Here is a 13469-nt window from a genome sequence, read left to right as displayed (position 1 = left end):
GTGCGTACCTGCCAGGGTGGCTGCCACAACCGTTCGGACGAAAGTTACTCAGAAGAAACAGTTGACCACCAAATTGTTGACGACTAGTGACCACTTCGATCCGCTACGTCGATCCTGGCTGGTCAGGGCAGGACACAGGTGGGGCTCGGCACCGGCACCGGCTCGCCGACCGGGGCCGGGACGCCGGTCTCCGGGTCGACCCGGAAGACCCGGACCATGTCGGCCCGCTCGTCGGCGACGTAGAGGTGCTCGCCCGCCCGGGCGAAGTGCCGCGGCCACTCGCCGCCCGTGTCCACCTCGGCGACCAGCTCCGGCAGCTCGCCGGCCAGGGCGAAGACAGCGACGGTGCCCACCCCGCGGTTGGCCACGTAGAGGAAGCGCCCGTCCGGGCCGACCGCGATCTCCGACGGCTGGACGTGCCCCGGCCGGTCGCTGGCGTCGACCCGGCCCCGCTGGTGCAGCGCGCCGTCGGTCATCTCGTACGCGGTGACCGAGGCGTCCAGTTCCCCCGCCACCCAGCACCGCCGGCCGTCGGGGTGCCGGGCCAGGTGCCGGGGACCGGAGCCGGCGGCCGTACGCACCCGGGGCGCCCGGGGCACCAACCGCCCGGAGGCGGCGTCCAGGTCGTAGCGGTAGACCGAGTCGGTGCCGAGGTCGACCGCGAGCAGGGGGCCCCGGCCCGGGGCGGGGTTCACCATGTGGGCGTGCGCGTGCTCCTGCCGCTCCGGATCCGGCCCGTGCCCCTCGTGCGCCACCAGGTCGCTCCGGTCGCCGGGAACCCCGTCGGGGTCGAGCGGGAACACCGCCACGCTGCCGCCGCCGTAGTTGGCCACGACGAGATGGCCGCCATCCGGGACGACGGCCAGGTGACAGGGCTCCGCACCGCCGGTGGGCCGGGTGCCGAGCGGGGTCAGGTCGCCGTCGGACCCGACCCGGAAGGCGCTGACCTCGCCGTGGGGCAGCTCGTTGACCGCGTACAGCACCGGCAGCCGCGGGTGCCGGACGAGGAAGGAGGGCGACGGGGTGACCGCGACGGTGCCGAGCGGCGACAGCGCGCCGGAGAGCGGGTCCCGCCGCGCCGCGACGATGCCCGTGGCCCGGCCCCCGCTGTGCGCCGTGTAGCCGCCGATGTGGACGATCCCGCCCTGCTCCGTCACCGTATCCACCCTCCGCCGATTCCTCCGTCGATCTCACCAGAGGACTTCCCCGCGCGCCGTCCGCTTAGCCCCCGAGGGCCGCGCCGATCTCCACCCGGCCGGTCGGGCTCAGGCCGCCGGCACCGGCTCGCCGCGCTGGCGGGCCACGTGCTCGACCAGGGCGATGAGCACCTCCTTGCCGGACTGCCGGTCCCGGGCGTCGCAGAGCACCAGCGGCACGTCGGGGTCGAGGTCCAGCGCCTGGCGTACGGACTCCAGGTCGAACCGGCGGGCGCCGTCGAAGCAGTTCACGCCCACCACGAACGGGACACCCCGCTGCTCGAAGTAGTCGATCGACGGGAAGCAGTCGGCCAGCCGACGGGTGTCGGCGAGCACCACCGCGCCGAGCGCCCCGAAGGCCAGCTCGTCCCAGAGGAACCAGAACCGGTCCTGGCCCGGCGTGCCGAACAGGTAGACCTGGAGGTCGTCGTTGATCGTGATCCGGCCGAAGTCCATCGCCACCGTCGTGGTCGACTTCGCCTCGACGCCCGACAGGTCGTCGGTGCCGACCCCGGCCCCGGTCAGGACCTCCTCGGTCTGCAGCGGCCGGACCTCGCTGAGCGCGCTCACCAGCGTCGTCTTGCCGGCGCCGAAGCCCCCGGCGATGAGGATCTTCAGTGCGAGCGGGATCCGGGTGCCGGATCCGGGCCGGTCATAGCGCACGGAGTCCACTGACCACCGCCTTCAGGATGTCGTCGTCGGGCAGGTAGGCGGCGGCGGTGGGCTGGTGCACCGCGATGAGCCCCTTGGCCAGCAGGTCGCCGAGGAGGACGCGGACCACGCCCAGCGCGAGGTCGAGTTCGGCCGCCAGCTCGGCGACGGGGACCGGGCGGGCCGCCAGCGACACCAGCCGCCGGTGCTCCGGGTGCAGCTCGGGATGGGCGTCGGGGTCGGCGGCCGGTTCGGCCAGCACGTACGCGACCACGTCGAAGCCGTCCGCGGACGACCGGACCCGGCCACCGGTGAGGGTGTAGGGGCGCACCACGGGGCCGGCGTCGTCGTCGAGCCACTCGTGCTGGGGACCGGGGGACTCAGCCCGCATCGGCGGCCCCCGCCGTCGACCGGGCCGGGGCGCTCAGGTACTCCCCCACTCGGGTGACCAGCATCGCCATCTCGTACGCCACCAGGCCGATGTCCGCGTCCGCGTCGCTGACCACGGCCAGGCAGGCGCCCTGCCCGGCGGCGGTGACGAAGAGGTACGCCGACTCCATCTCGACCACCGTCTGCCGGACCGCCCCGCCGGCCACGTGCCGGCTCGCGCCCCGGGCCAGGCTGGAGAAGCCGGACGCAAGCGCGCACAGGTGCTCGGCGTCGGCGCGGTCCAGGCCGCGGGAGGAGCCGAGCAGCAGCCCGTCGGCCGACAGCACCACCGCCTGCCGGGCGGGTGGCACCCGTTCCACCAGATCGTCGAGCAACCAGTCGAGATCGGCGCTCTGCCTCGTCGGATGCAGCATCAGGCGTCCCTCTCAGTCACGGTCACGGGGTCGGGGTCCGCCGGCGACCCGGCCGGCGTCGGGTTCGTGGTGGCGTCGGCGCCCGGGGGGCGTCCCGCGGCCCGCTCCGGCGCGGCGTCACCGGCGGCGGCCGCGCGGCCCCGGGCGGTGCCCGCCTGGAGGGCGGACATGGCCCGTCGCGCCTCCTCCGGGGTGCGCGGGGCCGGGCTGTCGATCACCGGCTGTCGCAGCGTCGGGCCGTCCACCGGCCGCCGGGCCGCCGTGTCCCCGGCGAGCCGGCCACCCGGCGCGCCCGGGCTCGACTGCCCGGGCCGGCCGGCCGACCCACGACGCCGTACCCGGCGGGGCAGCCCGTCCACCTCGCCGGCGGTCTGGGCGGGGCCGGGCCCGCCGGGCGCCGCCGGGGCGGGGTCGCCGGGAGCGTCCTCGTGCTGCCCGACGCCACGGACCGGGCCGGCGGCGACGTCGGTCGCCTGGCCGGCGGCGGAGTCGGCGGGCCGGGCCGGGCGGGGCCGGGGCAGCGTGCTCAGCCGGCCCGCCCGGGTCAGCCGCCGCTCCTCCGGGGCGCCCCCGGACGGATGCTCGGCCGGCCCGGCGGCCGCCGGCACCAGGGCCGGCTCGTCGGTGACGAGGTCGGTGGGGATGAGCACCACGGCGGTCAGCCCGCCGCCACCGTCGGACGGGCGCAGCCGCACCCGGACGCCGTGCCGCGCGGCCAGCCGGGCCACCACGAAGTGACCGAGCCGGGCCGTCTCGGTGGGCTCGAAGTCGGGCGACCGGGCCAGCCGCCGGTTCGCGTCCTCCAGGGCGGCGGTGGACATGCCGAGGCCATGGTCGGTCACCTCCACCGCGTAGCCGTTCGCGACGTACTGCCCGGAGATCTCCACCCGGGTGTGCGGCGGGGAGAACGCCGTCGCGTTCTCGATCAGCTCGGCGAGCAGGTGGATCACGTCGCCGACGGCCCGTCCCAGCGTGCCGCCGGGCTGCACGGCGCCGATGTCGACGCGGTCGTACGACTCCACCTCGGAGATGGCGCCCCGGATCAGGTCGACCATCGCGACCGGGTTGCGCCAGCCCCGCCCCGGCGCCGCACCGGCGAGGATGACCAGGTCCTCCGCGTGCCGCCGCAGCCGGGTGGCGAGGTGGTCGACGCGGAACAGCTCGGCCAGCTCGTCCGGATCCTCCGTGTGCCGCTCCATCCGATCGAGCAGGGCGAGCTGCCGGTGCACCAGCCCCTGGCTGCGCCGGGCGATGTTGAGGAAGACCTCGTTGAGCCCCCGGCGCAGGGTGACCTCGTCGACGGCCGACCGGACCGCCGTCCGCTGCACCTCGGTGAACGCCCGCGCCACCTGGCCGATCTCGTCGGCGCCGTACTCCAGCGGGGGCGCCTCCCGGGCGACGTCGACCTGCTCGCCCCGACGCAGCCGGGCCACCACGTCGGGCAGCCGATGCTCGGCCATGTCGAGCGCGGCCGTGCGTACGCCGGTGAGCCGGTGCGCGAGGGAACGGCCGACCCGCAGCGCCACCACGACCGACACCACGACGGCGACCAGGCCGAGCACTCCGGCGGCGCCGAGCCGGACCAGGATGCGGACGGCCGACGGCACCGACCGTTCGGCGAGGCCCTCGGCCTGGGCCAGCTCGAACTCGCGCAGCGCCTGCTGCACCGTCTCGTGATCGGCCTGCCAACGCGCCGGGTCGACGGCCGGCCTGGCCGACGACCGGGGGTCGACCAGGGTGTCCTGCATCGTCCGCAGCCGGCTGAAGGCCTCGCCCTCGGTCAGCCGCTGGAACGCGACGCGTTCCGCGTCGGGCAGGTCCGCGACCGCCCCCTCGACGAGGAAGCGCTGGTTGGCGACGCTCTGCACCAGCTGGATGTGCTCCCCCTCGCCGAACCGACCGGCCGTGAACGCCCCGGCCAGCAGGGCGTCGGTCCGGCCGAGCAGCTCGCGGGAGCGCCCGAGCGCGGTGACGGCGAGCGCCTCGCGGTTCAGGTCGCGGTCGGGCAGGTTGGCCATGGCGGAGAACGCCAGGAAGGCCGAATTGATCATGCCGCTGTAGAGCCCGACGGCGCCGACCCGGTCGACCTCGCGCCGGTCGATGAACCCGCGCCCGGCGGGCAGCGCCTCCAGCGCGGTGACCAGTTGGTCGATCCGGGCGTCGAGGATGTCGTCGGCGGCGTCGCGCAGTTCCTCCCCGCCGACCCGGCGGCGCAGTTCGGCGACCGCCCGGTCGGTCCGCTGGCGCTGCTCGGCGAGCCCGGGGGCGACACCCGGCCCGGCCAGTTGCACCACGGAGAGGCGACGCTCCCGTTGCAGCTCGGCCACCACCGCCTCGCCGGGGCGACCGAGGTCGTAGAGGAGGGTCCGGGCGGAGAGCAGGTCGAGGGCCGGCCCGAAGGTCAGCGTGGTGGCGAAGATCCACAGTGCCAGCAGCGCGGTGACCGGGACGACGACCAGCGCGGTCAGCTTGGAGCGGATCGGCCAGTCGCGGGTGTTCAATCAGACCTCGCCCGGAAGGTGTGGCTGCGGGGGCGCCGGCGCCGGCCGGGCAGCGTCGAGGTCGGACGGTCCCGACCCACGGTGCCGGCACTCCGGCTGACGCCTTGGGCAGGATACGTAAATACCGCCCGATGCACTACCGTCCGTCGCGTCGGGCCCACCGGACGGACGTCCACACCGGACGAGCACCCCGCCGGAACCCGGTGGGACGTTCGTAGCTGTTTCGCCTCGCACCGCGCAGCCGCGCGGGTCGTGCGCTCCGGGATCCGCTCCCGGTCGACATGGCGATCCTTCCCCGGAAGCGGCGGCCCTCCGCCCGCGCCGGGCACCCGCCCCACCCAGGCGCGCTCTCTGGAACGAGTCAAGCTTGCGGGAGGTGGCGACGACGAGTCGGTCCGGGTGACTTGCCATGGCGGTACCGGGGAATCCCCACCCGTCGGGTTCGTCAGGAAAGTGCGCCGGAACGGGATTGGCGATCACCGAGCGGAGGGAATACCTCTGGCGAAGGAGGAGCCATGTCGCCCACGCAGGTAATCGTCATAGTTCTCGTCGTGCTGGTGATCGCGGCGCTGGCCGTGGCCGCCCGGTCATACGCGCGCCGCCGGGCGCTGCGGTCTCGGTTCGGTCCCGAGTACGACCGCGCCGTCGCCGAGCAGGACAGCCGTACCGCCGCCGAGCGGGAGCTGCGGGAGCGGGAGCGCCGGCACGCCGAGCTCGCGCTCACCCCGCTCGCGCCCGAGTCCCGCGCCCGCTACGCCGCCGCCTGGGAGGAGTTGCAGGTCCGCTTCGTGGACTCGCCCGCCGAAACCGTGGGCGACGCGGACGAACTCGTCACGCGGCTCATCGCCGAACGCGGCTACCCGACCGGTGACTTCTCCGACCAGATCGCCCATCTTTCCGTGGAACACGCCCGGACGCTGGGCCACTACCGCGACGCCCACGAGATCCACCTGCGCAACTCGCGCGGCGAGGCCAGCACCGAGGAGCTCCGCCAGGCGGTCGTCCACTACCGCGCCCTCTTCGCCGACCTGCTCGGCGAGGAGCCGGTGGGACACCGGCCGCCCGAGCAGCGCAGTCCGGACAGTCAGCACGACGTCACGAGCCGCTGAGGAGACCGCGATGCGACAGGAAGAGCAGCGGGTGGAGAACACGCACCCCGAGGCCGTCCGCTCCGCGCCGGTACCGGTGCCGCCGCCCGGCGACCAGGCCAGCCGGTCCGAGGTGCCCGAGGACGCCCTCGACGACCGGGGCACCTTCGACGACCCGGCGGTCGCCGGCGAGCGCGCCCCGGACCGCGCCACCGACGGCGGGCGGTCCGGCGGCCGGGACGCCGACGCGGCGCGATCCCGCGGCCGGGACACCGACGGTGGCCGGCCGGAGTTCCACGAGCCGGGTCCGGTGCCCACGGCCTTCGGCGCCACCACGGTCGGTGGGGCGGTGGCCGCGTCCGCCCTGGCGAACCCGAGTCCGGAGAACGAGCCCGACCCGCGCGCCGAGTGGACCGCCCGGCCCGGCGACGGGGCCGTGGACGGCGAGCGCGAGGGCCGTCGGGCCGACCCGACGGCGGAGTTCCACCGCGCCGGCGGTCACGGCGCGAGCGGGCACGGGGAGGACCGCCTCGGCGGGCAGGGGGAGGACGGGCGCGGGGAGGGCCGGCGCGGCACGACCGTGCTGCCGCCGGACGCCACCGACGGCCGACCGGAGCGCCGGGCCGACGTGACCGGGCGGACCGGCGACCCGGAGACGGCCGCCGCCGGCGGGGCCGGGTACGGCAGCGCCACCCCCGCGATGGTGGACCCGGACACCGAACACACCTCGCCCGGGCGCGCCGGCACCCCGGGCACGCTGGAGGACGCCGGGACGTCCCGGCCGGCCGGGTCGACGGTGGCCGCCGAGCCGGCCTCGCTCCTGGACCCGGCGACCGCGCAGGGCTTCCGGGACCGCTGGCGGGACGTCCAGCTGCGGTTCGTGGACGACCCGCGGGCGGCGGCCGGGGAGGCGCAGTCGCTGGTCGACGAGGCCATCCAGGCGCTCGCCTCGGCGCTGTCCGCGCAGAAGAACAAGCTGGGCGGCTGGCAGGACGCCGGCTCGGCCGACACCGAGCAACTGCGGATGGCGGTCCGCCACTACCGCGACTTCCTGGACCGCGTCCTCGGCCGCTGACCGCTCGACGGGGCGCCCCGGCAGGCACCGGCCGGGGCGCCCCGTCGTGTCCACCCGGCGGCGCGCGAATCCCCGTCGCACGTCCGGGCCGCTCCAGGCATCTAACTTCGCGTACCGGGTAACTGGACACGCACGCACTCATCCGGCGCGGCCGGTCGAGGAAAGGGTGACGGGATGGACGACGGTGGCCTCCGGCTGAGCATGAACGCCCTGGACTACGGAATCCTGGCGCTCTACTTCGTCACGGTGCTCGGCGTCGGCTTCGCCGCCCGGCGGGCCATCAGGACCAGCGTCGACTTCTTCCTCTCCGGCCGCTCCCTGCCCGCCTGGGTGACCGGGCTGGCCTTCGTCTCCGCCAACCTGGGCGCGTTGGAGATCATCGGCATGGCCGCCAACGGCGCCCAGTACGGCGCGATGACGCTGCACTACTACTGGATCGGCGCCGTGCCGGCCATGGTCTTCCTCGGCATCGTGATGATGCCCTTCTACTACGGTTCCAAGGTCCGCAGCGTGCCCGAGTACCTGCGGCTGCGCTTCAACCGCCCCACCCACCTGCTGAACGCGCTCAGCTTCGCCGCCGCCCAGGTGCTCATCGCCGGGGTGAACCTCTACGCGCTGGCGCTGATCATGCAGGCGCTGCTCGGCTGGCCGCTCTGGGTCGCCATCGTGGTCGGCGCGCTGATCGTGCTGGCGTACATCACGGTGGGCGGGCTCTCCGGGGCGATCTACAACGAGGTGCTCCAGTTCTTCGTGATCATCGCGGGCCTGCTGCCGATCACGATCCTGGGCCTGGTCAAGGTGGGCGGCGTCGGCGGCCTGATGGACGCGGTGCGCGAGTCGAAGCTGGGCGAGGCGGGGCTGCACACCTGGCAGGACACGGGCGGCACCGCCAACCCGCTCGGCGCGCACTGGATCGGCATCGTCTTCGGCCTCGGCTTCGTGCTCTCCTTCGGCTACTGGACGACCAACTTCGCCGAGGTGCAGCGCGCCCTGTCGGCCAAGAACATGAGCGCCGCCCGGCGGACGCCGATCATCGCCGCGTACCCGAAGCTGCTCATCCCGGTGGTCACGGTGATCCCCGGCCTGGTCGCCCTGGTGACGGTGCAGGGGCTCGGCGCGGAGAGCGGCGACCTGGTCTACAACAACGCGATCCCGCTGCTGATGCGCGACCTGCTGCCCAACGGCGTGCTCGGGATCGCGGTGACCGGCCTGGTCGCGTCGTTCATGGCCGGCATGGCGGCGAACGTCAGCGGCTTCAACACCGTGTTCACCTACGACATCTGGCAGCAGTACGTACGCCGGGACCGCCCCGACGACCACTACATCCGCATCGGCCGGTGGGCGACGGTCGGCGGCGTGCTGGTCGGCATCGGCACGGCGTTCATCGCCGCCGGCTTCAGCAACATCATGAACTACATCCAGGCGCTCTTCTCGCTGTTCAACGCGCCGCTGTTCGCCACCTTCATCATCGGCATGTTCTGGCGGCGGATGAGCGCGGCGGCCGGCTTCCTCTCCCTGCTCTTCGGCACCCTGGCCGCGCTGGCCACCTACCTGCTCTACAAGGCCGGGGTGATCCACTTCAACTCCGACCTGGAGGAGAGCTTCTGGGGCGCCGGCATCGCGTTCGTCACGGCGGCCGTCGTCGCCGCCGTGGTCACCCCGTTCACCGCGCCGAAGCGGGACGAGGACCTGCGCGGGCTGGTCTACGGCGCGGGCGACGTCGACCTGACGGGCGACGTGCTGGCCGGCGACCGGGTCTGGTGGCGGTCGCCGGTGCTGCTCGGCCTGATCGCGGTGGTGCTCTCCCTCCTGCTCTACCTGCCGGTCTTCTAGAAAGGGGTGCGCGACCATGTCGATGGAGAACCTCAACCCCCGGGGGCACGACCACATGGTGCGGGCCACCGAGGAGGCCCGCCGGCGGTCCGCCGCCGCGCGGCTGTTCGACATCCGTCGGGTGATCGGCGGTCTCTTCACGGTGTACGGGGTGATCGTCACCCTGGTCGGCGTCTTCGACGGCGCCACCGCCGTGGAGAAGGCGCAGGGGGTGCGGATCAACCTCTGGGCGGGCCTCGGCATGCTGGCGTTCGGCGTGCTGATGCTGCTGTGGCAGTGGCGCAACCCGGCGCAGCCGCCGGAGTCCCCGGCCCCGTCGTCGGAGCCGCCCGGCGAGGGTCGCTGACCGGCCCGCCGTTCCGGGCATGGGCGCCGCCACGTGGGGTACGCGAGGAGGATCAGGACACCACCTGGCGGCAGGAGGGCAGCGATATGACGGATCGTGACCGTGACCGACCGCTGGAGGAGAGCCCCGAGGTGGCCGCGGCGGTCGAGGACGACACCGGCGTCCCCCAGCTGATGACCGGCGGCGGCGCCGACCGGGACACCCCGTCGTTCACGGAGCCCGGCGACCGGCCGGCGGGCGGAGCACCCACCGACGAGCTGATCGGCGACCCGTACGCCGCCGGCACGGGAGCCACCGGCACCGGCACGGGGGCGGCCCCGGACAACATCCGCACCGGCGCGGAGCAGCCCTGGGAGCCGGAGGACCTGGTCGCGGCCCGGGGCCAGGACCTGACGCCGGAGAACGTCGAGCGGGCCCGGCGCGACCTGGCGGAGATGGGCCGGGCGGCGATCGAGAAGACGGTCCCCTGACCGGGGTACGCGAGTGGGCCCCTGGCCCGACCGCCGAGCGGTCGGACCAGGGGCCCGGGGAACCTGCCGCTGGAGTGCCTCACCTACTGCCAGCGGCGGGTGGGCGCCGGGGTCAGGACAGCGGCGGGTACGCGTTCTGCATGAGCTGGGTGAACTGCGCGGGGAACCAGGCGCCCGAGATCGGGGCGTCCGGCAGGGCGCCGCTCATGTTGTTGCCGTTGCGGGCGTTGCCGGTGTAGGTCGGGTCGCACATCCGGTCGAAGCCCTTGCCCTCGTTGTTGGGGATCTCCTTGCTGGAGCCGTCCGACTCGCCCGGGGGCTTCACCCAGACGTACGCGTCGATGCCCGGCTCCGGGGCGGCCTTGGGGCGCTCGCCCAGGCCGGCGCCGGCCTGGTTGCACCAGTTGCCGGCGTGGATCCGCCGGTCCACCCGGCCGCCGTTGACGTAGGTGTCCACGCTGGTCGTCGCGCCCGGGCCGGTGGGCCGGGCGGAGCCGCCCCAGCCGTTGCGGGAGGTGTCGATCAGCATGCCGATGTTGCTGTCGAAGCCGACGGAGACCAGCTTCTGCCGGAACGCCTGGGCGAACGACAGCTCGTCGACGTACTGGTTCCAGTCGATCCACTTGGACTGCCGCACCGTCTGGCCGTTGACCGTGTCGGTGATCTTGACGTACGGCTCCCGCAGGGCGGAGTAGTTGGCCGTGTTGACGATGAAGCCGTGCACGTTGGCCACCGTGCTGCCGGACGCCACGGCGGCGGCCTTCAGCTGGTCGGCGGTCGGGCCGAAGTTGCTGTCCCAGCCGATCCAGCCGTGGTGGGCGGCGTCGATGTAGTTGTAGACGTTGCCGATGGCGCCGAGCTTCGCCAGGGCGTACCCGACGCCGTTGACGTACGCGCCGTTGGCCTTGACCGTGTCGCACATCGCGGTGCCGCCGGGGTTGCCCGAGGTGTTGGTCACCAGGTTCGGCAGCGAGTCGATCTCGATGATGTTGATGATCCGCAGGCCGGCGTACTTCGGGTCGCCCTGGATCGCGGCGATCGGGTCGATGTACTCGGCCTTGTAGCGGGGCAGCTCGTTCGGGCCCAGCTCACCGTTGGAGGCCAGCGCCGAGCAGTCCCGGCCGGGCAGGTTGTAGATGACGAACTGGATGTACTTCGCGCCCTGCTCCAGCGCCTCGTCCAGGTGGTCCCGGACGCCCATCGCGCCGTTGGAGCTGCTGTCGGGGGTGCCGTTGATGGCGGCGATCCGGTCCAGCCACACGGCGGTCGGGTTGTTCGACACCCGGTTGCCGCCCGGCACGGACTCGGCTTTCGCCTTCCACTCCGGGTTCACGTACCCCTGGGCGTTCAGGTACGGGTTGTCGACGCGCTGCCCGGGCGGGGGCGTGGTGGGCGGCGGGGTCGTCGGCGGCGGCGTGGTGGGCGGCGGGGTCGTCGGCGGCGGCGTGGTGGGCGGCGGGGTCGTGGGGGTGGTGCCGCCGTTGCAGGTCACCCCGTTGAGGGTGAACGACGTGGGCTTCGGGTTGCTGCCGCTCCACGAGCCGTTGAAGCCGATGCTGACGGTGGCCCCGCTGGCCACCGATCCGTTCCAGGACTCGCTCTGCGCGGTGACGTTCTGGCCCGTCTGCGACCACCGGGCCGACCAGCCCTGCTGCACCCGCTGGTTGCCGTCGGGGAAGGTGAAGCCCAGCGTCCAGCCGTTGAGGGCGTCGCCGACGTTCTTGATGTTGACGGTGGCGGTGAACCCGCCCTGCCAGTCGCTGGTCGTGTACGACACGTCGCACTGGGTGGCGGCGTGCGCCACGGTGACCGGAAGGGTCACCAGTCCGCCCGCGACCAGGGCGCCCGCGCCGCCGAGCGCGAGGGCCCGGCGTGGACCGGACAGCCTTCTCCACACATTCATGCCACTGATCTCCTTGGGCGAGACCGGATCCGCGAACGGCCCGGCGATACGGCCCGATGGGCGTCCTGCGCGGACGACCGCCGGCACCAACGGGATTCTTCGGGGGCGCCCGACCCGGACGGGCGTGGTGGTGGTGCGACCGGCGACGACGGCCGGCCGGGGCGGGAGGTCGTCCCGGCGGACCGGTTGCCCTCGAACTCCTGCCTGCGCGGTGTGGCTCCGTGAAGAACCGCGTGCGGAGATTCTTGCATGGGAGCGCTTCCATGGCAATGCCTCGATGCGATGAGGCGGCAGGGCGGGGGCGCCGACCGGACGACGGCGGCCGCGGCGGCCCGGGGGGCGCGGGGAGGGCGTCGCGGCGCCCGAGGGCCGCAACCGCGCGGCCGGCCACCGAGAGCGACTTAACCGGCTTAACTCGTCTATCGCCCTGCTGCACAACAAAGGTCAAAACACGAATCTTTCCCTGCATAGCTCGTGAAACGGTCTAACGTCGTTCCTAGCTCGGTTGTCGACCGAGCCCAGGACAACAGGGATGGAGTGACGCAGGTCATGGCAAACAAGATGCTCGGGAAGATGGTTGCGGGCGCTGCCCTCGGCGGCGCGTCGCTGCTCGTGTTCACGCCGGGGATCGCGTTCGCGGACGGCAACCACGGCGAGGAGGGCAAGGTCTACGCCAAGCCCCACGTCGTCAAGGCGGGCGACACGGTCAAGCTGCTCGAGATCTGCACGGAGCGCCAGGAGCACGCCTACGTGTGGTCCAAGGTCACCGGCAAGGTCAAGCTCAAGCCGGCCGAGGACCGCGGTGACCGGCGTGGGGAGGAGGGCTCCCGCGACCACGACAAGGGGCGCGACCACGACAAGGGGCGCGACCACGACAAGGGCCACGACCAGGACAAGGGGCGCGACCAGGACAAGGGCCGCGACCACGACGGCAAGGACGAGACCCCGAAGCCGCAGCCGACGGACGACGGCACCGGGAAGCCGCAGCCGCCGGCCGCCGACGGCCGGGGCGGGGGCGCCGCCGACGCCGCCGCCGACGAGGGCGGACGGGACTGGAAGGGCTACGAGCACGGCCAGGACGCCGAGGGCGGCCGCGAGGACCGCAAGGACCACAAGGGGTACGGCTCGGACGAGCGCGGCTCGGAGCGCGGTGACTACAGCCGCGAGGACCACGAGGGCTACGGCTCGGACAAGTGGGACTCGGAGCGTGGCGACTACGGCCGCGAGGACCACGCGGGCAGCGGCTCGGACGAGTGGGGCTCGGACGAGCGCGACCGCAAGGGCCACGAGAACGGCTGGTCCGACGAGGAGTCCGAGGGCTACGGCAAGGACAAGGGCTGGGAGCACAAGCGGGACTTCGTCTACTACGGCGAGGCCGAGGTCTCCGAGCACGCCAAGCCGGGCCGCTACAAGCTCAAGGGCTCGTGCGGCGAGGGCGAACTGGTCGTCCTGCCCCGCGGCGGGGTCGACGGCGGTGACGGTGGCGTCGGCGCCGGCACCGACCGGGGCCTGGCCGCCGGTGGGGCGAGCCTGCTCGGCGCGGCCGCCCTGGGTGGCCTCGTGCTGATGCGTCGGCGCCGGACCGATGAGTCCTTCGTCTGAC

General features: G+C 73.7%; 12 protein-coding genes. 6 read left to right on the top strand and 6 right to left on the bottom strand.

All coding sequences use genetic code 11. From position 1 onward, the window contains the following. Positions 1 to 122 precede the first annotated feature (122 nt). The 5 genes from GA0070606_RS21915 to GA0070606_RS21895 all read right to left on the bottom strand — a co-directional run bounded on the left by GA0070606_RS21915 (position 123) and on the right by GA0070606_RS21895 (position 5151). On the bottom strand, positions 123 to 1157 hold the full coding sequence (locus tag GA0070606_RS21915) for a lactonase family protein (protein ID WP_091103641.1): 1035 nt from the start codon (positions 1155 to 1157) through the stop codon (positions 123 to 125). Positions 1158 to 1265: 108 nt separating this feature from the next. Next, on the bottom strand, positions 1266 to 1868 hold the full coding sequence (locus GA0070606_RS21910; protein ID WP_091103638.1) for a GTP-binding protein: 603 nt from the start codon (positions 1866 to 1868) through the stop codon (positions 1266 to 1268). Beyond that, positions 1849 to 2238 carry a DUF742 domain-containing protein gene (locus GA0070606_RS21905; protein ID WP_091103635.1) on the bottom strand — a complete coding sequence of 130 codons (390 nt, stop codon included), beginning with the start codon at positions 2236 to 2238 and terminating at the stop codon, positions 1849 to 1851. Before GA0070606_RS21905 ends, GA0070606_RS21910 begins: the two co-directional genes overlap by 20 nt. Then, positions 2228 to 2650, bottom strand: a complete 423-nt coding sequence (locus GA0070606_RS21900; protein ID WP_091103634.1) for a roadblock/LC7 domain-containing protein — start codon at positions 2648 to 2650, stop codon at positions 2228 to 2230. The genes GA0070606_RS21905 and GA0070606_RS21900 overlap by 11 nt, the downstream gene beginning before the upstream one ends. Continuing rightward, complete coding sequence (locus GA0070606_RS21895) at positions 2650 to 5151, bottom strand: sensor histidine kinase (protein WP_091103631.1); 2502 nt, start codon at positions 5149 to 5151, stop codon at positions 2650 to 2652. The genes GA0070606_RS21900 and GA0070606_RS21895 overlap by 1 nt, the downstream gene beginning before the upstream one ends. A gap of 515 nt (positions 5152 to 5666) precedes the next feature. Here GA0070606_RS21895 and GA0070606_RS21890 point away from each other — a divergent pair. From GA0070606_RS21890 to GA0070606_RS21870, 5 genes are all read left to right on the top strand, one after another. Continuing rightward, a complete protein-coding gene (locus tag GA0070606_RS21890; RefSeq protein WP_091103629.1) occupies positions 5667 to 6260 on the top strand; it encodes a hypothetical protein in 594 nt (197 codons plus the stop codon). A gap of 10 nt (positions 6261 to 6270) precedes the next feature. Further along, on the top strand, positions 6271 to 7314 hold the full coding sequence (locus GA0070606_RS21885; RefSeq protein WP_091103625.1) for a hypothetical protein: 1044 nt from the start codon (positions 6271 to 6273) through the stop codon (positions 7312 to 7314). 174 nt (positions 7315 to 7488) lie between these two features. Then, positions 7489 to 9147: a sodium:solute symporter family protein gene (locus GA0070606_RS21880; protein WP_091103622.1), complete on the top strand. Its 1659-nt coding sequence runs from the start codon at positions 7489 to 7491 to the stop codon at positions 9145 to 9147. 16 nt (positions 9148 to 9163) lie between these two features. Beyond that, positions 9164 to 9493, top strand: a complete 330-nt coding sequence (locus tag GA0070606_RS21875) for a hypothetical protein (protein ID WP_245724763.1) — start codon at positions 9164 to 9166, stop codon at positions 9491 to 9493. 86 nt (positions 9494 to 9579) lie between these two features. After that, positions 9580 to 9963, top strand: coding sequence for a hypothetical protein (locus GA0070606_RS21870; protein ID WP_091103616.1), 384 nt, complete (start codon positions 9580 to 9582; stop codon positions 9961 to 9963). Positions 9964 to 10075: 112 nt separating this feature from the next. Here GA0070606_RS21870 and GA0070606_RS21865 read toward each other — a convergent pair whose 3' ends face one another. Further along, positions 10076 to 11866 (bottom strand): glycoside hydrolase family 6 protein, encoded by a 1791-nt coding sequence (locus GA0070606_RS21865; protein ID WP_091103613.1) that lies wholly within the window; start codon positions 11864 to 11866, stop codon positions 10076 to 10078. A gap of 549 nt (positions 11867 to 12415) precedes the next feature. Here GA0070606_RS21865 and GA0070606_RS21860 point away from each other — a divergent pair. Then, positions 12416 to 13468: a hypothetical protein gene (locus GA0070606_RS21860; RefSeq protein ID WP_091107998.1), complete on the top strand. Its 1053-nt coding sequence runs from the start codon at positions 12416 to 12418 to the stop codon at positions 13466 to 13468. The last annotated feature ends 1 nt before the right edge of the window (position 13469 follow it).

It is taken from the genome of Micromonospora citrea (assembly GCF_900090315.1).
GTDB lineage: Bacteria > Actinomycetota > Actinomycetes > Mycobacteriales > Micromonosporaceae > Micromonospora > Micromonospora citrea.
The sequence above is the reverse complement of the archived record's forward strand: the minus strand, read 5'-3'. Positions and strand labels throughout refer to the sequence as shown.

What these genes read in the sequence shown, in the direction of transcription:
- GA0070606_RS21905 (WP_091103635.1), bottom strand. Translation starts at nt 2,238, where the DNA reads ATGCGGGCTGAGTCCCCCGGTCCCCAGCACGAGTGGCTCGACGACGAC.
- GA0070606_RS21900 (WP_091103634.1), bottom strand. Translation starts at nt 2,650, where the DNA reads ATGCTGCATCCGACGAGGCAGAGCGCCGATCTCGACTGGTTGCTCGAC.
- GA0070606_RS21890 (WP_091103629.1), top strand. Translation starts at nt 5,667, where the DNA reads ATGTCGCCCACGCAGGTAATCGTCATAGTTCTCGTCGTGCTGGTGATC.
- GA0070606_RS21885 (WP_091103625.1), top strand. Translation starts at nt 6,271, where the DNA reads ATGCGACAGGAAGAGCAGCGGGTGGAGAACACGCACCCCGAGGCCGTC.
- GA0070606_RS21880 (WP_091103622.1), top strand. Translation starts at nt 7,489, where the DNA reads ATGGACGACGGTGGCCTCCGGCTGAGCATGAACGCCCTGGACTACGGA.
- GA0070606_RS21875 (WP_245724763.1), top strand. Translation starts at nt 9,164, where the DNA reads ATGTCGATGGAGAACCTCAACCCCCGGGGGCACGACCACATGGTGCGG.
- GA0070606_RS21870 (WP_091103616.1), top strand. Translation starts at nt 9,580, where the DNA reads ATGACGGATCGTGACCGTGACCGACCGCTGGAGGAGAGCCCCGAGGTG.
- GA0070606_RS21865 (WP_091103613.1), bottom strand. Translation starts at nt 11,866, where the DNA reads ATGAATGTGTGGAGAAGGCTGTCCGGTCCACGCCGGGCCCTCGCGCTC.
- GA0070606_RS21860 (WP_091107998.1), top strand. Translation starts at nt 12,416, where the DNA reads ATGGCAAACAAGATGCTCGGGAAGATGGTTGCGGGCGCTGCCCTCGGC.